Raw genomic sequence first — 19,313 nt, forward strand, 5'->3', positions numbered from 1 at the left:
GGGAAGGGTGCATCACGCGACCGGGCCCGCGTCTGGGGAGGCATCGATCTGGGGGGCACCAAGATTGAGGCCGTCGTCGTGGACGCTCGCGGCGAGGTGCTGGGCCGTGCCCGCCACAGTACGCCCGTGAAGGGCGGACCGGGCGAGGTGGTGAAGGAGCTGTACGGCACGCTGGGCGAAGCGGCGCAGACCGCAGGCCTCGAACCCGCGAAGCTCGCGGGCGTGGGCGTGGGCGCGCCGGGGTCGGTGGATGCGAACAGCGGCACGCTCGCGCACACGAGCAACGTGGCGGGCGGCTGGGAAGAGCCCTATCCCATCGCGTCGGACCTGGGCGACCTCGTGGGCGGCAAGGTCGTCATGGGCAACGACGTGCAGGTGGCGGTCGCCGCCGAATACAAGCTGGGCGCGGGCCGCGACTACCGTTCGGTGCTGGGCGTGTGGTGGGGCACGGGCGTGGGCGGTGGGCTGGTGCTCAACGGCGTGCCGTGGCGCGGCCAGGGCTCCGCCGGTGAGATTGGCCACATGGTGGTGAAGCCCAACGGCGCGCGGTGCGGCTGCGGCCGGCGCGGCTGCCTGGAGGCCTACGCAGGCCGGGCGTCCCTGGAGCGCAAGGCCCACGCCGCGGTGAAGAAGGGGGAGAAGACCGTCCTCTTCGACATCATGCGCGACAAGGGCCGCACGCGGCTGTCGAGCGGCGTGTGGTCCAAGGCGTTGAAGGAGAAGGATCCGCTGGCGACGCGCCTCATCCACCGCGCGGTGGCGATGATGGGCGTGGCCATCGCGTCCGTCATCAACCTGCTGGACGTGGAGGCCGTCATCATCGGCGGGGGGCTTGGGTCGCGGCTGGGCCCTCAGTTCGTGGAGCGCATCAGCGACGCCATGCACCCGCACCTGTTCATCACGGAGCGCAAGCCCGCGATGCACGTGGCGAAGCTGGGCGACCTGTCCGGCGCCATCGGCGCGGCGCTGCTCGCGGGCCCGCAGATGTAAGGGGGGGCTGGCGCGGGTCCCCGTCCCTGCTGCGATGATGCAGGGATGGGGACTTCGTGGATGCGCCGTGAGCGGTGGCTCGCGCTCGGGGTGCTGGGCGCCATGGCCCTGGGCAGCACAGGCTGTGGTTCATGGAAGCGCGGCGGTTTCGTCACGGACCGGATGGCGTGCTGGTTCAAGGACGGCTGCGCGGTCCAGGTTCCCTGCGAGTCCGTGCGCCATGACTGGCCTGCCTCGGAGGCGGACGCGGAGATCGCCAGTCAGGCGGCGGCCGGCATCCCCATGTTGCAGGGCCGGTTCCTCATGGAGGACGGAAGCACGCCGCCGAAGTCCTCGATGGATGTTCTGCTGTTCGATGTCCATTCCCTGCCCCTTCAAGAGGTCTTCATGGGCTGCTCTGCGGGAGGGTGGGTCCAGCTCTCGGAGGACGGCTACTTCCGGACCGTGTCCTCCAAGCGCACCGTGGGCTACTACCTGGGAGTCATGCACAGGACAGGTGGCAAGAGCTTCCACCCCATGGAGCTGATCTTCCTCAAGGACGCTTGCGTGGAGATCCAGCTCGCACCCTACAAACGTTGAGTGCTCCCGCTCATGCCTCGCGGCGGCGCATCACCGTCAGGGAGTCGAGCGTGTCCACGCACTCGAACGCGGGGTCGTGGAGGATGACCTCCCGCGTGTAGCGCGCGCTGCCCGCGTCGTTCAGCGGACGCGACGGGCTGGAGTGGGTGTCGTGCAGCGCGATGATGGCGCCCGGTGCCACCAGCGGACTCCAGCCGGTCCAGTCGCCCTGGAGCCCTTCGTAGGTGTGGTCGCCGTCGATGAAGACGAAGTCCACCGCCGGCAGGCCGCGCTCGCGGTGCTTTCGCGCGGCGTCGGCCCCGGTGGCGCGCACCCAGTCCACGCGCCCGTTGTTCACGCTGCCCACCTCGCGGTGCGCGATGAGCTGCTGGAAGCTCACGCGAAGCCGTCCCACCGGGTACGGATCCACGGCCCACAGCGTGGCGCTGGGGTCCATCACCGCGCGCAGGACTCGCGTCGTCACCCCGTGCCAGACACCAATCTCCACCAGCCGCTGCCGTCCCGCCGCGTACCGTGCCAGACACGCGCGCTCGCCCGCCGTCGTCTGGGTCTCCGCCTGGGCCAGCCCCGTCATCCAGAGGGCGAAGTGGGTGCTGACGCGCATGATTCCATCCTCGTGCCGAGGACTCAGCCGCCCATGGCGGTGACGTCCCGGCGTGCTTCCGTGAACCTCGCGAGCAGTCGGTCCCGCAGCCGCAAACACGGCAGCTCCACCGCCCGGTACGTCACCCAGGAGACTGCCAGGGTCGCGGCCAGGAAGGCCATCAATGTCAGCACCGGCGGCCCCGCGATGCCGCGTCGCTCGAAGACGCGCACGATGGGGCCGAACCACAGATAGGCCCCGTAGGAGAGCGCCGACACCTGGTACACCGGCCAGCGCACCCTCGCCGGCAGCCGCAGGGACTCCATCGCGACCAGCAGGCCGCTGAAGCCCACCGCCAGCCCGGTGATGAGCCAGACGCCGCCCAGCTCCGCGATTCGTGGGACGCACACGCCCAGCATCCCCACCACCGTGGCCAATCCCAGCACCCCGCACAGGGCCAGTGCCCGTCCAGGCCACCGCTGCCATGTCGGCGCCGTCCGGGCCAGGAAGACGCCCGCGCAGAGGCCGTCCATGTGCTGGAACGTGGGCCACTGCAACCGCACCCAGATCTCCGAGGCGGTCAGTCCTTCCGGGAGCGTGGAGCGCGTGAAGAACCGCAGCAGCAGGCTCACGGCGATGGGCACGAGCCACGCGAAGGCCGGCCACCTGCGGCCGCCCAGTCCGAACGCCACGAGCGGCAGCAGCAGGTAGAAGTGCTCCTCCACGCACAGCGACCAGCTCTGCTCGAAGTCGCGCAGGTCGGTGAAGTTCTGGAGGAAGAGCGCGTAGTGCCAGCCGCCGCCGACGAAAGGCGTGCCGAACACCCACGGCTTCAGCGCGTACGCGCCCAGGACGAGGAAGTAGAGCGGCAGCGTGCGCATCCACCGCTTCGTCCAGAAGGTGCGCAGGTTCGCGCCCAGACCGCCGGGCTCCTCGGGGCCGAAGACCTGTCGGCCGATGAGGTAGCCCGACAGGACGAAGAACAGGTCCACGCCAATCCATCCCTGGCCGAAGCCCGTGCGCACCCAGGACGGCAGCGCTTCCCGCGCGTTGGCGGGCGCGTGGAACGCGAGCACGGAGAGGATGGCGACGGCCCGGAGCACGTCCAGCCCATCCCGGCGCGCGGCCCGCGCGGGCTCCCGGACCGCGAGCGGATCCATCGGTGGGGGAGCGGGGAGGGGAGGAGAGGGAAGCATGCGGCCCGGGCATTGTGTCCCATCACCGTTGCCGCGAGGCAATGACCGCGAGCTGCTCGTCCGCCCGAGTGGCGACCCACCTCGCCCCCGCGCTCCTTGTACCAGGGCGGTTGCCGGGCTCGCGCGCGGGGGCGCATACTCGCCGCTTCCTCCATGGCAGCCGCGCCGCGTCCCTCGCTTCCGGCCCTGACCGGGCTCCGCTTCTTCGCCGCGCTCCATGTGGTGGCCTTCCACGTGACGCCGCGTGAGGGCCGGCCCGGGTGGCTCGCGGGCTTGCTCGACAACGGTCCGGCGAGCGTCACGCTGTTCTTCATCCTGTCCGGCTTCGTGCTGGCGCAGGCGTACCTGGGGAGGGAGTCGTCCGGACAGGTGTCGCGGCGCGCGTTCTGGGCGGCGCGCTTCGCCCGTGTCTACCCCGTGTACCTGCTGGGCCTGGTGCTGACGGCGCCGCCCTTCTTCCAGTTCGTACTGCGACAGGAAGGCGGGCTCACGCTCGCGTCGCTCCAGCGCATCCTCGGGGTGGGCGCCGCGGTCTTCAGCCTCACCCAGGCGTGGGTGCCGCCCGTGGCCTGCGCGTGGAACTGCCCGGGCTGGTCCTTGTCCGCGGAGGCCTTCTTCTACCTGCTCTTCCCTGTGCTGGCCGTGCCCGTGGCGCGGCTCGGGCCGAAGGCACTCCGGTGGTTCGCCGTGGCGCTGGTCGCGGTCGCGGCGCTGCTGTGCGGGCTGTGGCTGCTCGGAGACACCCTGCTGGCGGGCGATCCCGCGCACCGGGACACGTGGCTGCGCGTGGGTGAATACTCGCCGCTGCTCAAGCTGCCGCAGTTCCTGCTGGGCGTGGTGCTGGGACGCGCCTTCGTGCTGCGGTCTCCCGCGCTTCCGGAGACACGCGGGACGGGCCTGTCCGTGGGGAGCTTCGCGGCGGCGGGACTCGCGCTGGCGCTGCTCGCGGTGCCGTGGCCGGGCGCCTCCTGGGCCTTGCGGGACCTGGCGCTGACGCCGGTGTTCGCGTGGCTGCTGTGGACGCTGGCGAAGGGGCGCGGTCCGCTCGCGGCGTTCCTGTCGCGGGCCTCCGTGGTGCGCCTGGGCGAAGCCAGCTATGCGCTCTACATCCTCCACATCCCGCTGGCGTTCTACGTGCGCGCGGCGGAGCGGCTGTCCGGGGTGGGCCTCGAACAGCGCACGCCGTGGGGCTACAGCGCGCTGGCCATCGCGTCGTTCGTGGGAGTGTCGCTGGCGGTCTTCTCGTGGCTGGAGGAACCCGCGCGGCGCTGGCTCCGGCACCGGCTGTCACGGCCCCGCGCGGAGCCCCTGTCGGCCTCCACTGGCCTGCTATGAAGCTGCCTCCATTCAGCAGGGATGCGGGCGGAGTATCCGTGGGGATTGCTTGAGTCTTTTCGTAACCGTCCACGCTGATTCGGAGGAAATGGATGCGAATTTCGTTCGTTGTTCATGTCCGCAATACGCTGGGACGCAAGGCAGAGGTGGTGCTCGAGCCCTACGGCGACGTGGTGGCGCTTGAGCCGAATGAAGGCGTGGACATCAAGGCCGAGGGACCTGATGCCTCCGAGGGCCGCGACGGTGGCTTTCTTCAAGTGGATATCGAAGAGGGCGCCATCGTTGTTTGGGGATGGAGCCGAGGCCATTTCGAGATTGATCGAGCCTCGAAGCGACTCCACAAGTGAGAGGGACCGACCCCTCCTTGCCCCATCAAGCTGCTCGGGCTCCGTCCACCCTAGGCCGCCTGTTATGAATCCGCCTCCATGCGCGTGCTCCTGGCCATCCACCACCCGTTGTCCCAGGAGCTGGGCGCCCCCGGCGTGACGCTCGCGCTGGGCCGCGCGCTCCAGGCCCAGGGCTGCACCGTGGACTACTACGGCTACGGCGACGCCTTCCCCGGCGAGCAGCACCACACCGCGCTCCACAACCTGCGCTTCCCGTGGAAGCTCTCCGCGCACCTCGCCCGCGTGGCGCGGAAGTACGACGTGCTGGATGTCACCACTGGCGACGCGTGGCCCTGGGCGCGCGCCGGACGTCCCGGTGCTTCCCGCCGTCACGCGCTGGTGACCCGCAGCCACGGCCTGGAGCACACCGTCTCCGAACAGCTCCGCGCCGACGCACGCGAGGGCAAGGCGCGCTTGAGCTGGAAGTACCCGCTGTACAACGGCGGCTTCCGCCTCTGGGAGGTGGCGCAGTCGCTGCGCCTCGCGGACCGCTCCGTACTCCTCAACGACGCGGACGCGACCTATGCGCGCGAACGCCTGTGCATCCCCGCCTCGAAGCTGCGACTCATTCCGCACGGCCTGGGCGAGGCCTTCCACGGGCTGCCCCTGCCTGCGCCGCTCCCGGACGGCCCCCTTCGCCTCGCGACCGTGGGCACCTTCATCCAGCGCAAGGGGCGCGAGGATGTCATCGCCGCGGTGGGCCGGCTGCATGCGCTCGGCGTGTCCTTCACGCTGACCCTGTACGGCACCGGCACCTCCGAGCCCGAGGTCCGCGCTGGCTTTCCAACGTCCGTCCAAGCCTGGCTGCGCGTGGTGCCGCACTACGCCCACGCGACGTTGCCCGGCCTGCTCGCGCAGGAAGAAGTGCTCCTCTTTCCCAGCCACGCGGAGGGCTACGGCATGGCGTTGGTGGAGGCCATGGCTTCAGGCCTCGTGCCCGTGTCCACCCCGGTGGGCGTGGCGCCTTCCGTCGTGCATCCGGGCCGCACGGGCTCACTCGTGCCCGTCGGGGACGTGGACGCGATGGTGGCGGCGGTGCGGGAACTCGCGGCGGATCCGCTCCGGCGGTATGCCCTCCGCCGCGCGGCCCAGTTGGAGGTACAGGGGCTCACCTGGGCCGACATCGCCGCTCGAACGCGGGGGCTCTACGAAGAAGTCCTGCGCGAGCGGACTGTTGGCAGCAAGTAGGCAAGCACGTCATTCCTCCACTCTGGAATCAGGACATTGACGCGCTGCACCGCTGGCCGTCACGATGGAGGCCGACACCCCCTGCATGATCACCTTCTTCGCCGCCTTCCTCGTTTCGCTCCTCGTGGCGCTGGCGCTCACGTGGATCGTTCGTGAGCGTGCGCTCGCGTGGGGCTGGTTGGATCAGACGAGCTCCAGCCGCAAGGTGCACGTGCGGCCCGTCCCGAGGCTGGGCGGCATCGGCATCGTCGGTGGCTTCTTCGCGCCGCTGTGCGCGCTGTTCCTGGTGGACTCGGGGGTGGGCGTCCAGTTCCTCGCGCAGACGGACCTCATCGTGGGGCTCTTCGTGGGCGGCGCGGTCATCGCGGCGCTGGGGCTCTACGACGACCTGAAGGGCGCGGGCGCGAAGCTGAAGTTCTCCGTGCAGTTCGCGGTGGCGTTGAGTCTGTACGCGCTGGGCTTCCGCATCGAGGTGCTCGCCAATCCCTTCGGCGCGGAGCTGTCGCTGGGGCTCCTGAGCCTGCCACTGACGGTGGTGTGGGTGGTGGGCGTCATCAACGCGCTCAACCTCATCGACGGGTTGGATGGGCTGGCGGGCGGCGTCGCGTTCTTCGGCGTGGGCACCCACTTCCTGCTCGCGCTGATGCGCGGGGACGTGCTGCTGTGCCTGCTGATGGCGGCGCTCGCGGGCGCCATCCTCGGGTTCCTGGTGTTCAACTTCAACCCGGCCTCCATCTTCATGGGGGACACGGGCAGCATGTTCCTGGGCTTCGTGCTCGCGGCGGTGTCCATCAAGACGTCGTCGAAGAGCGGCACCGCCGTGGCGCTGCTCGTGCCGGTGATGGCGCTGGGCCTGCCCATCATGGACACGCTGCTGGCCATGGTGCGCCGCTCGCTGCTGGGCAGACCCATGTTCAGCGCGGACAAGGAGCACATCCACCACCGGTTGATGAGCCGCCTGCTGCTCACCCACCGCACCACCGTGCTGGTGCTCTACGCGCTGTGTTCGCTCTTCATGGTCACCGCGCTGGGGCTCCACTTCGCCAACAGCGTCCAGAGCGCGCTGCTGCTCAGCGGCGTGGGCGTCGTCATCGTGGTGCTGATGCGCAAGCTGGGCTACCTGGACATGCGCCACGCGGGCTCCGTCCAGCAGACGCGCCAGCGCAACCAGCAGCTTCGCACGCTGGTGAAGGCCGTCACCGGCGCGGTGCGCGCGGCCGGTTCGCTCCAGGACGTGTGGAACGCCGTACGTCCCCTGGCGCAGGGACTGGACGCGGCCCAACAGGAGCTGCGCCTGCGCCGCCCGCAGGAGCAGGACACCGAAGGCGTCGTCTTCGAGGCGCGGCGTCCGGAGGCCGGCACGTCCTCCCCGCTGGAGGTGAGCGTCGAGGTGAAGGACGGAGAGGTCCTGCTCGGCACGCTGCGCCTGTGCTGGCGTGACGGGCGGAGCACCATCGACCGCGACGAGGAGCTGGCGCTGGAAGTGGTCGCGGACGCGGTGGCGGAGCGCACCGTGCAACTCGTGGCCCTGGAAGCCGCCGAGCCCGAGCGCATCATCGCGCTGCGGCGGTAGGCCCCGTGAGCCCGGTTCCTCCCCTGGCCCTGCTGTCGCTGCTGAAGGCCTGGCCGGAGGCCCCCGCCACGCCCGTGCCCCCGGAGGAAGCGGACGCGCTGGTGAAGGCCGCCGTGCGCCACGGGCTCGCGGGCTTCGTCGAACACGCGCTCGTCCGCGCGGACCTGTCCCTCCCCGAGGAAGCGCGGGCCCTGCTGCGCCGCGAGTCGCTGGCGGGCGCGGCCCGGGGCATGCGCGTGCGAGCGCTGCTCCTGCGCAGCGTGGAGGCGCTGGCGGCGGTGGACGTGGTGCCGGTGCTGCTCAAGGGCTACGGCCTGGCCCGCAGGCTCTACCCGGAGCCGCTCCTCCGGGCGACGACCGACGTGGACCTGCTGGTGCCGCGCGCCCAGGTGATGTGCGCCGTGCACGCGCTCGAAGGGCTGGGCCTGACGACGAAGGCCGGCGACGGCGACCGCGACGACACGCACCATGTGGAGCTCACCGGCCCCGCGGGGCTGGTGGAGCTGCACTTCCGCGCGCTCGCCGGCTACGGCCAGGCGCTGGAGGGCGACGCGCTGGTGGCCCGCGCGGAGGACGCGGACCTGGACGGCCTGCGCGTGCGCTACCTGTGCGCGGAGGACGAGGCCGTGTACCTGGCCCTCCACGCGAGCAACCACCTGTTGCAGCGGCTGACGTGGCTCTTCGACCTGAAGCTGCTGGCGCGGGCGAAGCCCCACCTGGACTGGGACCGCGTGGTGGCGCGCGCGAAGCAGACGGGCCTGCCCCAGCTAGCGTGGTACGCCTGGGACGCCGCGCACCGGCTCCTGGACGCGCCCGTGCCGGCCCAGGTGCTCCAGGCTCTGGCCCCGCCCCTGTGGCAGCGCGCGCTGGCGCACCGGCTGTTCTCCGGGCCCCGGCTCCTGGACGCGGAGCTGGCCCGGAACAAGCCCGCCTGGGTGGCCGCGAAGCTCGCCCTGGCACCCCAGGCCCGGCCCATGCTGGGCTACGCGCTCCGACGGCTGCGCGGGCACTGGGCACGCGGCGGGTAGGGTGCTCGGCAGGACCGTGTGCAAGACGGTCATTGCGGCGGATGGGCCCTGACCATTAAAGGTGCCGCACCATGGCGCCCAGCCTTCTCGATACCTTCCGGGTCCTGTCCTCCTTCGAGCCTCCGCGCGGAAAGCTCCGGGGTGCGCCCTGGGAGGCCTACGTCGACTGGGCCATCTCCCAGGGCCTGGCGCCGCTCGCCGCGTACAACCTGGAGTATCGGATGGGCGGAGGCGAGGCGCCCGAGTGGGCCCGCGACCGGATGATGTCCATCTACACCGGCTCCGTGAACGACAACGTGATGAAGCTGGTCCACTTCAAGCGCATCGTGGACCAGTTGGAGGGCCGGAAGATCCTCCTGCTGGGTGGGGCCGCCTTCGCGGAGGCGCTCTACCCCCACGTGGGCTTCCGCCCCGTGCTGGACATCCAGGTGCTGGTGCGTCGCCTGGACGTGGACGGCTTCGCCGGCTACCTGTCCAACCACGAGTTCGTCCCGGAGACGGACACGACGAACAGCGGCGCCGCGCGCGTGGTGTCCGACGGCCGTACGCCCATCTATCTGTACTCGGACGTGCTGGGCGCGAGCCGACGTGAGCAGTTGGCTGGCATCTTCGACCGCGCCCGACCCATGAAGGTCTACGGCGCGTCCGTCTTCCGTCCGGAGCTGGAGGACGTGCTGCTGCTCACCGCGCTGGACCAGGCCCACCACGGCTACGACGTGCCGTGGCTGTCCTTCGTGGACCTGCGCGAGCTCATCACCGGGGCCACCTGGATGGGCGGCGTGTATTCGCGACCCATGGACGTTCCCGCCCTGCTGGAGCGGGCGGAGGCGTTCGGCCTGGAGCGCGCGCTGTACACGTCGCTGTCCATCGTCGCGCGGTTGTTCCCGGACGCGGCGGCGCAGGCCACCGCCGCCATGCCTCCGCTGCGGCGGGCGACCCGGGAGCTTTTGGACCGGGGGGTGGTGGGTCCAGTGAGCACCCCCGGACGTGCGTCCGCCCTGCGGGGCGTGGATCGGCTGCGACGTCTCCTCACAGGGCGATAAGCCTGTCCGGTCGCTCGGCGTTCAGCGCCCCTGGGCTTTCTTTCGGTGCGCGGGTCGGCGTAGAAGTTCATGACGCCACCTGTCGAAAACCCAGGACCTTTCAAGAATGCGTATTGCCATTATCGGATCGGGCTACGTCGGACTCGTCGCGGGCACCTGCTTCGCGGACTCGGGCAACGACGTCGCGTGCGTGGACATCGATGAGCGGAAGATCCGCATGCTCCAGGATGGGCAGGTTCCCATCTACGAGCCGGGTCTGGAGGAGCTGATCCGCAAGAACGTGAAGGAGAAGCGCCTCACGTTCACGACGAACCTGGCGGAGGGCGTGGCGAACGCCCAGGCCGTGTTCATCGCGGTGGGCACGCCGGAAGGTGAGAGCGGCGAAGCCGACCTCCAGTACGTCATCGCGGCGGCGCAGGCGGTGGGCCGCGCCATCAAGCAGTACACGGTGGTGGTGGACAAGAGCACCGTGCCGGTGGGGACCGCCGACAAGGTGCGGGAGGCCATCGCGAAGGTGACGAGCGTGGAGTTCGACGTCGTCTCCAACCCGGAGTTCCTGAAGGAAGGCGCCGCGCTGGACGACTTCTTCAAGCCGGACCGCGTCGTCATTGGCGCGGACACCGAGCGCGCCCGGAACATCATGGGTGAGCTGTACGCGCCCTTCGTGCGCACCGAAAACCCCATCCTCTTCATGGACACGCGCTCCGCGGAGCTGACGAAGTACGCGGCCAACGCGATGCTCGCCACGCGCATCTCGTTCATGAACGACGTGTCCGCGCTCTGCGAGAAGGTCGGCGCGGACGTGGACTTCGTGCGCAAGGGCCTGGGCGCGGACAAGCGCATCGGCTACCCGTTCCTCTTCCCCGGCGTGGGCTACGGCGGCTCCTGCTTCCCCAAGGACGTGAAGGCGCTCGTCACGACGGCGCGCGAGTACGGCCTGGAGCTGGACCTGCTGCGCGCGGTGGAGCGCACCAACGAGCGGCAGAAGAAGCTGCTCGTGAACAAGGCCGTGAAGCACTACGGCACGCTGGAGGGCAAGAAGTTCGGCGTGTGGGGCCTGGCGTTCAAGCCCAAGACGGACGACATGCGCGAGGCGCCGTCCATCGAGGTCATCGAGGGCCTCATCGGCAAGGGCGCGCAGGTGATTGCCCATGACCCGGTGGCCTCGCACGCGGCCAAGCGCGTCTTCGGCGACCGCATCCGCTACGCGGAGCTGCCCTACGACGCGCTGGAGGGCGTGGACGGCCTGTTCGTCGTCACCGAGTGGAACGAGTTCCGCCACCCGGACTTCGCGCGCATGAAGTCGCTGATGAAGTCGCCCGTCATCTTCGACGGCCGCAACATCTTCCAGCCCGCGCGCATGCGTGAGCAGGGCTTCACCTACTTCGGCATCGGGCGCCGCTAGAGATGAAGCAGAAGACGGGCGCTTCACTGGATGCCCTCACGGGGCTGCGCTTCCTGGCGGCCCTGCACGTGGTCCTCTTCCACTTCGGGACGCCCTGCCTCACGGGGTGGGCACCGGAGTGGATGGTCCACATCGTGGCCTCCGGCTACGCGTCCGTCGGCGTGTTCTTCCTGCTGTCCGGCTTCGTGCTCGCGTACAACTACGTGGACACCGAAGGCCGGATGCAGACGCCGTCCCGCTCCTTCTGGAGCGCCCGCCTGGCGCGCGTCTACCCGGTGTTCCTCTTGACGTTCCTCCTGTCCGCGGCGCCCACCATGGGGCGCTCGCTGGCGGTGAACTCGCTGCCCGTGGCCGCCGCGAAGCTGGGCACCGCGGCCTTCAGCACGCTGGCGCTGTTGCAGGCGTGGGTGCCCAAGCTCGCGCTGTACTGGAACCCGCCGGGCTGGTCCGTGTCGGTGGAGGCGTTCTTCTACGCGCTGTTCCCTTCGCTGGGACGCCGGTTGGAAGGCTTCAAGGGCGCGCGGATGAAGGTGGCCCTGGTGGGCGTGTGGGCCCTGGGCCTGCTGCCGCCGGTGCTCTACGTCGTCCTGCGGCCGGACGGTCCCGGCGCGCTGGATGCCGCGTCCGAGGGCTTCTGGTTGGCGGTGCTGAAGTTCAACCCGCTGCTGCGCCTGCCGGAGTTCCTCATGGGCGTGCTGCTGGGGCTCGTCTTCGTGCGCGAGCGTTCGAACACCGTCGCGCCTGCCCGCTCCGGCGCGGTGATGGCGGTGGCGGGCGCGGCGCTGCTGGTCGTGGGCTTCTCCCAGGGCGGGCGGATTCCGTACCCGCTGATGCACAACGCGCTGCTCGCCCCCGCGTCGGCGCTGCTGGTGTACGGGCTGGCGCGCGGAGGCGGTGCGCTGGGGGCGGTGCTCGCGCGGCCGTGGCTGGTGCACCTGGGTGGGGCCAGCTACGCGCTGTACCTGCTCCAGTACCCCATCAGTGAGTTCGTGCACTGGCTGGAGACGCGCGTGGACCTGACGTCGCCCTGGCGCTTCCTGGCGGTGTTGATGGTGCTGCTGGTGCCCGCGTCGCTGGCGATGCACCGCTGGGTGGAGACGCCGTGGCGTTCGCGGGTGAAGCGCGGGCTCCAGCCCTGGGTGGACGGCGGAGCTCCGGTGCCCGCGCGCGTGGCTCCGGGCGCCTGAAGCACCTCCCGGGTCCGCTGGTGCGTCGCGGGCCTCGGCGGGGTGCTGGCGGTTTTCAGCGGACGGCGTTCAGCGGGCGAGGCCGCAGGCCTTCTTGCCTTCCTCGGTCTCGATGGTGCGGCAGTCGCAGCCCTCGAGCCGCTCCTCGCACGCGATTTCATCCTCCGCGGTGGGCTCCACGCGGGCTTCCTCGTCCGCGGCGCGCTGCTGGCAGATCTGCTTCTCCACCGAGTTCAACGCGCACTCGCAGAGCTTCTCGGACAGTTCGCGGCAACTCGTCTTGCACGCGGTGAGTCCGGAGAGGGAGGCGCAGAGAACGGCGGCGGTGAGCAGGAAGCGACGCATGGGCCGGGGACGATGCCAGATGGGTCTCCGGATGCAAGCGATGTCCCGGCGCCCTGGTTCATTCGACGGTTCCCCGGGCCTTGTCCGGGAAGGAGGCGTCCGGGCGGTGTGTCTCCTGGCTGATGGGAGGGGCGCGGGTGAAGAAACCGACCCGCCCGGCCCGCGTGACATACTCGCGCCCTCCGCATGGCTCCCGAGTCCCGCCGCGTCTCCCGGTACACCCTGTCCGCCGAGGCGGCCCTCGCGGCGCTGTTGGTGCTGGGCCCGGTGGCGCTGGGCGGCGCGGCGCACTGGGCGTCCTGGCCTCTGAGCGCCCTGGCCGGACTGGCCGCGGTGCTGGCGGTGGTGGGGGCTCGCCGGCAGGGGGAGACTCCCAGGATTCCCTTCCTGGCGGCGCCGCTCGTGGGCGGCGTGCTGCTGTGCGCGGTGCAACTCGTGCCGCTGCCGTCGGCGGTGCTCGGGTGGGTGAGCCCGGAGGCCGCGGCGCTGCGCGAGGACGTGCTCGTGCCGCTGGGGCTCACGGGCTTCCGGCCGGTGTCGCTGGAGCCTTCCGCCACGTGGAGGGAGCTGGCGAAGCACGGGGCCTATCTGCTGACGTTCCTCGCGGCGGCGCAGGTGTGCCGGGCCCGGGCTTCGCGCAAGCGGCTGTTGTCGGTGCTGGCCTTCACGGGCGCGGCGGTGGCGGCGGTGGGGCTGGGGCATGCGCTCTTCAACGTGGAGACGCTGTTCGGCCTGCGGGCGTACGTGCATGCTCGGCCGCCGCTGGTGACGCCGTTCGGCAATCCCAACCACCTCGCGGGCTTCCTGGGGCTCGCGGCGACGGTGGCGGTGGGGCTGGCGCTGTCGAAGCCGTCGCGCTCCAGCGCATGGCCCTTCGCGATGGCCGCGCTGCTCTCCGGCGCGGGCGTGCTGCTGGCGCTGTCGCGCGCGGGCATCGTGTTCTTCGTCTTCGGACAGGTGCTGCTCGCCGCGTGGCTGTCGAAGCAGCGCAGGGAGGCGCGCACGCCCGCGAAGCCTTCCTGGGGACGGGGCGCGGCGGTGTTGCTGGGGCTGCTGGCGATGCTGTCGGTGGGTGCGTACCTGGCGGCGGACCGGTTGTGGGCGGAGGCGCGCACGGCGGACAGCGTGGAGTCCCTGCGCCACGGCAAGGTGGAGCCCTGGCCGATGATGGCCCGCGCGGCCCGCGCCTTCCCGGTGCTGGGCATGGGGCGCGGCGCGTTCGAGGCCGCGTTCCCGCGCTACCAGACCGAAGCGAACCCCAACACCTTCACGCACCCGGAGAACGCGGTGTTGCAGGTGGCGACGGAGTGGGGCGTGCCGGGCCTGCTGCTGCTGGCGCTGGGCATCTGGGGCTTCGTGGGGCTGGTGCGGCGCGAAGGCCACGGCCCCGTGGAGCTGGCGGTGCTGTCGGGCGTGGCGGCGCTGGCGCTCCACAACCTGTTCGACTTCAGCCTGGAGCTGCCCGCGTGCGCGGTGGCGGTGGCGGTGGCCCTGGGCGCGGTGGCGCGGCCCCGTGAATCGGAGCGGCTGTTCACGCTGAGCACGCGCACCCATCGCCTGCCCGCGGGCCCGGCGCTGGCGTTGTCGGCGGCGCTCACGGCGGTGATGCTCGTCGCGCTCGTGCCGGGCGGGCGGAGGATGGAGGACGCGGAAGCGCTGCTGGCCGAACGCGTGTCGGCCCGGGCCCCCCGAGCGGAAATCCGCGCGCTGGGGCTCTCGCTCATCGACGTGCACCCGACGGACTACCTGCTGTACCGCCTGGTGGCGATGGCCTCCGTGGGCGACGGCGTGGAGGGTGCGAAGGACGCGTTGGCCTTCGTCAACCACGTGCTGTACCTGCGGCCCCTGGATGCCCCGGCGCACCGCGTGGTGGCGCGGGCCCTGCTGCACCTGGGTCGGCGCGAGCAGGCCTTCCTGGAGTACCGCCTGGCGCATGAGGGCGGCGACGCGCGCGTGTTGTTGTCCGAAGCGATGCCCCGGGCGCGCACGCCGGAGGAGCTCGCGACCCTCACGTCCGAAGCCCCCGGACAGGCCACGGAGATGGCCCAGGCGCTGCTCGGCGTGCCGGAGCGCCGCGCGCTGGGACTGGCCTGGCTCGCCTGGGCGCGCGAACACTTCGAGGGCCGCCCCGAGGCCACCGCGCTGTGGATGCAGGAGGTTCGCGGTCGGCTGGCCCAGGGGGAGCTGGATGCGGCGGAGGCGGCGTGCGCGGAGGTGGAGCGACGGGCTCCGGACGCCCTGGCCACGCACCTGCTGCGCGCCGACGTGTGGCGTGCGCAAGGCAAGCTCAAGGAGGCGCTCCAGTCCCTGGAGTCCCTCGCGAAGCGCTTTCCCCAGGACGTGGAGCTGGCGTTCACCCTGGCCGCGCGGCAGCAGGAGGTGGGACTGACGCGGAGGTCCCGGGACACGCTGGCCGCGGTGGCGCCCTTCCTGACGAGCCTCCAACAGCGTGCACGGCTGCTCTCGCTGGAGGCGGACTGCTTCGAGCGGGAGGGACTGCTGTCCCGCGCGCTGGAGCAGCGGCGCTCGGTCGCGGGGCTGGTGCCTGGTCCGGACAACCACTTCGCGGTGGCCCGCTTGCAGGAGTCGCTGTCGCGCTACGACGCGGCTGCGCGCTCGGTGCACGAGGGGCTGCGGCTCATGCCACCCGGCGGCTCACGGCGCGCGGAGGTGGAGGCCTGGGCGGTGCGGCTGGAGTCACATGAGCGTGCGCGCGTGGATACGCGTCGTCGCGAGCTGCTGGAGGATCCGAACGCGCGGGAGCACGAGCCGGCCCCCGGCCGCTCGCAGGCGGTCAGCGATTTCCCGGTGCCTTGACGCAGGGTCCAGGCAGTCAGGCTGATGCGCCCGACCCCTCGTCCATGGAAGAGGAATACGAACCTCGCGTGTCCCGCTCCTTCGTGAGCGGGTGGATGAACGACGCGACCAGGGGCCACTCCAGCCGCGCGAAGTCCTGGAAGCGCAGCTCCAGGGCCTCCTCGTGCGAGCCCGCGCGGAACAACAGCCGCTCGTTGAGGCTCAGCGATTCGTCCACGGCCACGGGCAGGCCGTACAGCTCTCCAAAGGGTGGCTCGGCGCCGACTTCACAGCCGGGGAAATGGTCGACGAACTCGGACTCGGCGGCGAGCCGCACCGTGTGCACGCCCAGGATGTCTCGAACCTGGTTCAGGTCCACGGTCGCCAGTGCGGGCACGACGACGATCCACGGCTGACGGTTCGCCTTCACGATGACGGACTTCGCCACGCGCCAGCCGGGCACGTTCAGCACGTCCACCAACTCCGTCGCGCTCACGGCTCGGGCGTGGGCATATCGCTCGAAGGGGACGCGATGGCGCCGGAGGTATTGCTGGATGGCAATGGGGATCATTGGGACCTCACCTCCTTACCGTTCAAGGTGTGTCCGGACGACGCAGGCGGCCATTCGCCACGCCCATTCAGGGGGACGTGGGGGCCTGCCCTCGACGGGTGGGTCGGAGGGCAGGCAGGCACGGCTACTGCTGGAAATCGTACACGCTGCCCAGCTTCAAGAGCCGCGTCAGCTCATCGAGCGCGGTCATCGTCTCGCGCGCGAGCAGCGGATCCCTCACGTCCTCGGGGCGCAGCACCTCGCGGTAGTGACGGCGCACCCACGCGGCAAGCGCCTCATGGAGGGCGGGGGAGTAGAAGACGTCCGCGGTGATGGCGGCCTTCTCCGCGTCCGTCAGGGAGATGCGCTGGCGCAGACACGCCGGGCCTCCGCCGTTGTTCATGGACTGTCGAACGTCCAGGTAGTGCACCGCCTTCACCGGGTTGTCCTCGGAGACCACGCGCTGAAGGAAGGCGTGCGCGTGGGGCGTCTCGCGGCTCTCGATGGGCGCGATGATGGCCATGGTTCCATCCGGCAGCGACAGCACCTGCGAGTTGAACGGATAGGCCTTCACCGCGTCCTTCACCGGCAGCTCGTCGTTCGTCGCCACCACGGAACGGAAGTCCGCGCCCAGCTTCTGTCGCAGCGTCGCGAGGAGCGCCGGGTGGTCCGCGAACGCCAGCGCGTGCAGCATGAGGAAGCGCTCGTTGCCCACCGCGAGCACGTCGGTGTGGAACGCGCCCGCGTCGATGCCGTCCGGATGCTGCTGCGGCATCAGCACCTGCTCTGGATTCAACTGGTGCAGCCGGGCCAGGGCCTGGCTGGACTCCAGCGTCTGGCGCGCGGGGAAGCGCTGCGGCCCCTTCACGTCCTGCCACGCGCTGCGGCCCCACGCGAGCACGTGCACGGCCTTGTGCCCGGGCGTGAAGAGGCGCGTGTGGTTCGCCGCGCCCTCGTCCGCGAAGTGCGCGGCGCCGGGCAGGGGGGCATGGACCTGGAAGTGCTTCGGATCCGCGAAGATGGCGCGCAGCACCGCGTGCGTAGTGTCCGCCTCGATGGCGCGGTGGAACATCTGCGTGAGGTTCGCGGGCGTCAGGTGCACCCGTCCGTCCGCCGTGTCCACCGACGGCGCGACGGTGGCCGCGTTGGCCGTCCACATGGCGGAGGCGCTGGAGGTGAGGCGCAGCAGGTGTTCGGCGTCGCGCGCCGCGCGGGTGATGACCTCCTCGTCGGAGCCCGTGAAGCCCAGGGCGCGCAGCGTGCGCAGGGACGGGCGCGGCTGGGGTGGCAGCACCGCCTGCCCCACGCCCAGCTCCGACACGAAGCGCATCTTCTCCAGCCCCTGGAGGGCCGCCGCCCGGGGCTGGCTCGGCTGGCCCCCGTGGGTCTGTGACGCCAGGTTGCCGGGCGAGAGACCGGCGTAATTGTGGGTGGGACCAATGAGGCCGTCGAAGTTGTATTCGCGCATGGGATATGGAGACGCGTCGTGGAGCGTCCCCCCTTAACAAAGCGCCTGAAGCGTTACCTGCGCTACCTGCTCATCGCCGGGATGTTGCGCCTGCTCCAGTTCCTGTCGCTGGGAGCCGCGCGCACCCTGGGCATGACGCTGGGCGGCTGGGCCTATGCCATCGCCGGAGGCGAGCGGCGCAAGGCCCTCAAGTCGCTCGCCCGCGCCTTCCCGGACCGGAGCGACGCGGAGCGTGACGCACTCGCCCGTGGCGCCTTCCGCCACCTGGCCGCCGCCGCCCTGGAGGTGGCCTCCTCGCGCGCCCTGGATGTCGGGCTGGAGGCCCTGGTGTCCTGGCCCCCGGAGGACCGGGCCGTGCTGGAGGCGGCGCTCGCGAAGGGCAAGGGCGTCGTCTTCGTCTCCGGCCACGTGGGCAACTGGGAGCTGCTCGCCCGGCGCGTGGCGAAGGCGGGCTACCCCAGCCAGAGCATCGCGAAGGAGTCCAGCGACCCGCGCCTCACCGCGCTCGTGGAGGACTTCCGGGCGAAGGGTGGGGTGCGCAGCATCTGGCGCGGCCAGGAGGGCGCGGCGCGGGCCATGCTCCGCACCCTTCGCAGCGGCGAAATCCTGGGCATCCTCATCGACCAGGACACCAAGGTGCAGTCCGTCTTCGTGCCCTTCTTCGGGGAGCTGGCCGCCACCCCGCGCGCGGCGGCGGACCTGGCGCTGCGCACCGGCGCGGCCGTGGTGGTGGGCTTCTGCCAGCGGGACGGCGAAGGCTACCGGCTCACCATGGAGGAGGTCGCCGCGCCGGAGGTGACGGAGCGCGAAGCGGCCGTCCAGGCGCTCACCGCCGCCCTGTCCCAGCGCATCGAGGCCGCCATCCGCCGGGCGCCCGAACAGTGGGTGTGGATGCACCAGCGCTGGAAGACGCGCCCTGTCATGGAGGCGTCGCAGGCCGCTTCCCCGGCCCTTCCCGACCCAGCGTCCGCCCCGGTGCGGTGATAAGGAAGATGCCGTGTCGCGCCTCCTTGCCTTGAGCTTCCTGGGACTCCTCGCCACCGCGTGCACGCCGCGCCGTCCCGCCGAGGGCGCCGCGACCGAGCCGCGCCCGGACGTGGTGTTGGAGGGCGCGCGCCTGCGCTCGTTCGAAGGCGAGAAGCTCATGGTGTCCGGCTCCGCCCGGACCGTGCACTACCGGCGCGCGGGCGGCGAGGTGCAGGCCACGGAGGTGGTCGTGCGACTGCCACCCGGCCAGGGCGCGAAGGGCTCGCCCCTGCCCATGGCGGGCGGCACGGTCATCACCGCGCCGAATATGGACGGCAGCCTCGCGTCCAAACGGTGGGTGGGCAGCGGAGGCGTCGTCGTGCGCACCGGTGACGGCATGGTGGCCCGCACGCCGCGGCTCACCTACGACGCCACGACGCAGCGGGCGCATGGCGATGAGGGCGTGACGATGCAGGGCCCCGACTACCAGATGCGCGCGGACCGCTTCGAGCTGTCCGCGCCGGATGAGACGTTCACCTTCGAGGGCACGGTCGAAACCGTGCTGGGTGGAGCCGCGCAGTGATCGAGTTCCTCGTGATGGCGCTGTTCCTGGCCCAGCCCACCCCCGCCCTGGCCGCGAAGCCCGCGGGCCCGGCCACCACCGCGGGCTTCGCGGCCAGGGCGGGGGTGGGCTG

General features: G+C 71.1%; 18 protein-coding genes. 13 read left to right on the forward strand and 5 right to left on the reverse strand.

Annotation, left to right across the window (positions count from 1 at the left end):
• Both D7V88_RS24220 and D7V88_RS24225 read left to right on the forward strand, forming a co-directional pair.
• Positions 1-990, forward strand: a 990-nt coding sequence (locus tag D7V88_RS24220; protein WP_208726438.1) for an ROK family protein, incomplete at its 5' end; no start/stop codon positions are given.
• Positions 991-1,035: 45 nt separating this feature from the next.
• Positions 1,036-1,569, forward strand: coding sequence for a hypothetical protein (locus D7V88_RS24225; RefSeq protein WP_147448845.1), 534 nt, complete (start codon positions 1,036-1,038; stop codon positions 1,567-1,569).
• 10 nt (positions 1,570-1,579) lie between these two features.
• On the opposite strand, the gene D7V88_RS24230 is transcribed toward D7V88_RS24225, so the two are convergent.
• The gene (locus D7V88_RS24230) at positions 1,580-2,173 is read right to left on the reverse strand and encodes a class I SAM-dependent methyltransferase (RefSeq protein WP_120543020.1); all 594 of its coding nucleotides are present in this window, start codon (positions 2,171-2,173) and stop codon (positions 1,580-1,582) included.
• Positions 2,174-2,196: 23 nt separating this feature from the next.
• Positions 2,197-3,348 (reverse strand): acyltransferase family protein, encoded by a 1,152-nt coding sequence (locus D7V88_RS24235; RefSeq protein ID WP_244238359.1) that lies wholly within the window; start codon positions 3,346-3,348, stop codon positions 2,197-2,199.
• A 153-nt stretch (positions 3,349-3,501) separates the two neighbouring features.
• On the opposite strand from D7V88_RS24235, the gene D7V88_RS24240 reads away from it, so the two are divergent.
• The 8 genes from D7V88_RS24240 to D7V88_RS24270 all read left to right on the forward strand — a co-directional run bounded on the left by D7V88_RS24240 (position 3,502) and on the right by D7V88_RS24270 (position 12,493).
• Complete coding sequence (locus tag D7V88_RS24240) at positions 3,502-4,683, forward strand: acyltransferase family protein (RefSeq protein ID WP_120543022.1); 1,182 nt, start codon at positions 3,502-3,504, stop codon at positions 4,681-4,683.
• A 92-nt stretch (positions 4,684-4,775) separates the two neighbouring features.
• Positions 4,776-5,030, forward strand: coding sequence for a hypothetical protein (locus D7V88_RS42655; RefSeq protein ID WP_147448846.1), 255 nt, complete (start codon positions 4,776-4,778; stop codon positions 5,028-5,030).
• Positions 5,031-5,108: 78 nt separating this feature from the next.
• Positions 5,109-6,257, forward strand: a complete 1,149-nt coding sequence (locus tag D7V88_RS24245) for a glycosyltransferase family 4 protein (RefSeq protein WP_120543023.1) — start codon at positions 5,109-5,111, stop codon at positions 6,255-6,257.
• A gap of 85 nt (positions 6,258-6,342) precedes the next feature.
• Positions 6,343-7,830 carry an MraY family glycosyltransferase gene (locus D7V88_RS24250; protein ID WP_120543024.1) on the forward strand — a complete coding sequence of 496 codons (1,488 nt, stop codon included), beginning with the start codon at positions 6,343-6,345 and terminating at the stop codon, positions 7,828-7,830.
• Between the two features lie 5 nt (positions 7,831-7,835).
• Positions 7,836-8,858, forward strand: coding sequence for a nucleotidyltransferase domain-containing protein (locus D7V88_RS24255; protein WP_208726440.1), 1,023 nt, complete (start codon positions 7,836-7,838; stop codon positions 8,856-8,858).
• Positions 8,859-8,929: 71 nt separating this feature from the next.
• Complete coding sequence (locus D7V88_RS24260; protein ID WP_120543025.1) at positions 8,930-9,901, forward strand: nucleotidyltransferase domain-containing protein; 972 nt, start codon at positions 8,930-8,932, stop codon at positions 9,899-9,901.
• A 106-nt stretch (positions 9,902-10,007) separates the two neighbouring features.
• Complete coding sequence (locus tag D7V88_RS24265; protein WP_120543026.1) at positions 10,008-11,306, forward strand: UDP-glucose dehydrogenase family protein; 1,299 nt, start codon at positions 10,008-10,010, stop codon at positions 11,304-11,306.
• Between the two features lie 2 nt (positions 11,307-11,308).
• Positions 11,309-12,493: an acyltransferase family protein gene (locus tag D7V88_RS24270; protein ID WP_120543027.1), complete on the forward strand. Its 1,185-nt coding sequence runs from the start codon at positions 11,309-11,311 to the stop codon at positions 12,491-12,493.
• Positions 12,494-12,562: 69 nt separating this feature from the next.
• Here D7V88_RS24270 and D7V88_RS24275 read toward each other — a convergent pair whose 3' ends face one another.
• On the reverse strand, positions 12,563-12,838 hold the full coding sequence (locus tag D7V88_RS24275) for a hypothetical protein (RefSeq protein WP_120543028.1): 276 nt from the start codon (positions 12,836-12,838) through the stop codon (positions 12,563-12,565).
• A 186-nt stretch (positions 12,839-13,024) separates the two neighbouring features.
• Between D7V88_RS24275 and D7V88_RS24280 the strand changes: the two genes are divergently transcribed.
• On the forward strand, positions 13,025-15,655 hold the full coding sequence (locus D7V88_RS24280) for an O-antigen ligase family protein (RefSeq protein ID WP_120543029.1): 2,631 nt from the start codon (positions 13,025-13,027) through the stop codon (positions 15,653-15,655).
• A gap of 16 nt (positions 15,656-15,671) precedes the next feature.
• Here D7V88_RS24280 and D7V88_RS24285 read toward each other — a convergent pair whose 3' ends face one another.
• The gene (locus tag D7V88_RS24285; protein WP_120543030.1) at positions 15,672-16,205 is read right to left on the reverse strand and encodes an aminoacyl-tRNA deacylase; all 534 of its coding nucleotides are present in this window, start codon (positions 16,203-16,205) and stop codon (positions 15,672-15,674) included.
• A gap of 124 nt (positions 16,206-16,329) precedes the next feature.
• The gene (astB, locus tag D7V88_RS24290) at positions 16,330-17,652 is read right to left on the reverse strand and encodes an N-succinylarginine dihydrolase (RefSeq protein WP_120543031.1); all 1,323 of its coding nucleotides are present in this window, start codon (positions 17,650-17,652) and stop codon (positions 16,330-16,332) included.
• Positions 17,653-17,670: 18 nt separating this feature from the next.
• Between astB and D7V88_RS24295 the strand changes: the two genes are divergently transcribed.
• Together D7V88_RS24295 and lptC are read left to right on the forward strand one after the other, a co-directional pair.
• Positions 17,671-18,636: a lysophospholipid acyltransferase family protein gene (locus D7V88_RS24295; protein ID WP_120543032.1), complete on the forward strand. Its 966-nt coding sequence runs from the start codon at positions 17,671-17,673 to the stop codon at positions 18,634-18,636.
• Between the two features lie 13 nt (positions 18,637-18,649).
• Complete coding sequence (gene lptC / locus D7V88_RS24300) at positions 18,650-19,201, forward strand: LPS export ABC transporter periplasmic protein LptC (RefSeq protein WP_120543033.1); 552 nt, start codon at positions 18,650-18,652, stop codon at positions 19,199-19,201.
• Positions 19,202-19,313: the final 112 nt, after the last annotated feature.

The sequence above is a fragment of the Corallococcus terminator genome, from assembly GCF_003611635.1.
In the GTDB taxonomy this organism is placed as follows: Bacteria; Myxococcota; Myxococcia; order Myxococcales; family Myxococcaceae; genus Corallococcus; species Corallococcus terminator.

What these genes read in the sequence shown, in the direction of transcription:
- D7V88_RS24260 (WP_120543025.1), top strand. Translation starts at nt 8,930, where the DNA reads ATGGCGCCCAGCCTTCTCGATACCTTCCGGGTCCTGTCCTCCTTCGAG.
- D7V88_RS24225 (WP_147448845.1), top strand. Translation starts at nt 1,036, where the DNA reads ATGGGGACTTCGTGGATGCGCCGTGAGCGGTGGCTCGCGCTCGGGGTG.
- D7V88_RS24230 (WP_120543020.1), bottom strand. Translation starts at nt 2,173, where the DNA reads ATGCGCGTCAGCACCCACTTCGCCCTCTGGATGACGGGGCTGGCCCAG.
- D7V88_RS42655 (WP_147448846.1), top strand. Translation starts at nt 4,776, where the DNA reads ATGCGAATTTCGTTCGTTGTTCATGTCCGCAATACGCTGGGACGCAAG.
- D7V88_RS24265 (WP_120543026.1), top strand. Translation starts at nt 10,008, where the DNA reads ATGCGTATTGCCATTATCGGATCGGGCTACGTCGGACTCGTCGCGGGC.
- D7V88_RS24270 (WP_120543027.1), top strand. Translation starts at nt 11,309, where the DNA reads ATGAAGCAGAAGACGGGCGCTTCACTGGATGCCCTCACGGGGCTGCGC.
- D7V88_RS24240 (WP_120543022.1), top strand. Translation starts at nt 3,502, where the DNA reads ATGGCAGCCGCGCCGCGTCCCTCGCTTCCGGCCCTGACCGGGCTCCGC.
- astB (WP_120543031.1), bottom strand. Translation starts at nt 17,652, where the DNA reads ATGCGCGAATACAACTTCGACGGCCTCATTGGTCCCACCCACAATTAC.
- D7V88_RS24245 (WP_120543023.1), top strand. Translation starts at nt 5,109, where the DNA reads ATGCGCGTGCTCCTGGCCATCCACCACCCGTTGTCCCAGGAGCTGGGC.
- D7V88_RS24280 (WP_120543029.1), top strand. Translation starts at nt 13,025, where the DNA reads ATGGCTCCCGAGTCCCGCCGCGTCTCCCGGTACACCCTGTCCGCCGAG.
- D7V88_RS24275 (WP_120543028.1), bottom strand. Translation starts at nt 12,838, where the DNA reads ATGCGTCGCTTCCTGCTCACCGCCGCCGTTCTCTGCGCCTCCCTCTCC.
- D7V88_RS24235 (WP_244238359.1), bottom strand. Translation starts at nt 3,348, where the DNA reads ATGCTTCCCTCTCCTCCCCTCCCCGCTCCCCCACCGATGGATCCGCTC.
- D7V88_RS24285 (WP_120543030.1), bottom strand. Translation starts at nt 16,205, where the DNA reads ATGATCCCCATTGCCATCCAGCAATACCTCCGGCGCCATCGCGTCCCC.
- D7V88_RS24250 (WP_120543024.1), top strand. Translation starts at nt 6,343, where the DNA reads ATGATCACCTTCTTCGCCGCCTTCCTCGTTTCGCTCCTCGTGGCGCTG.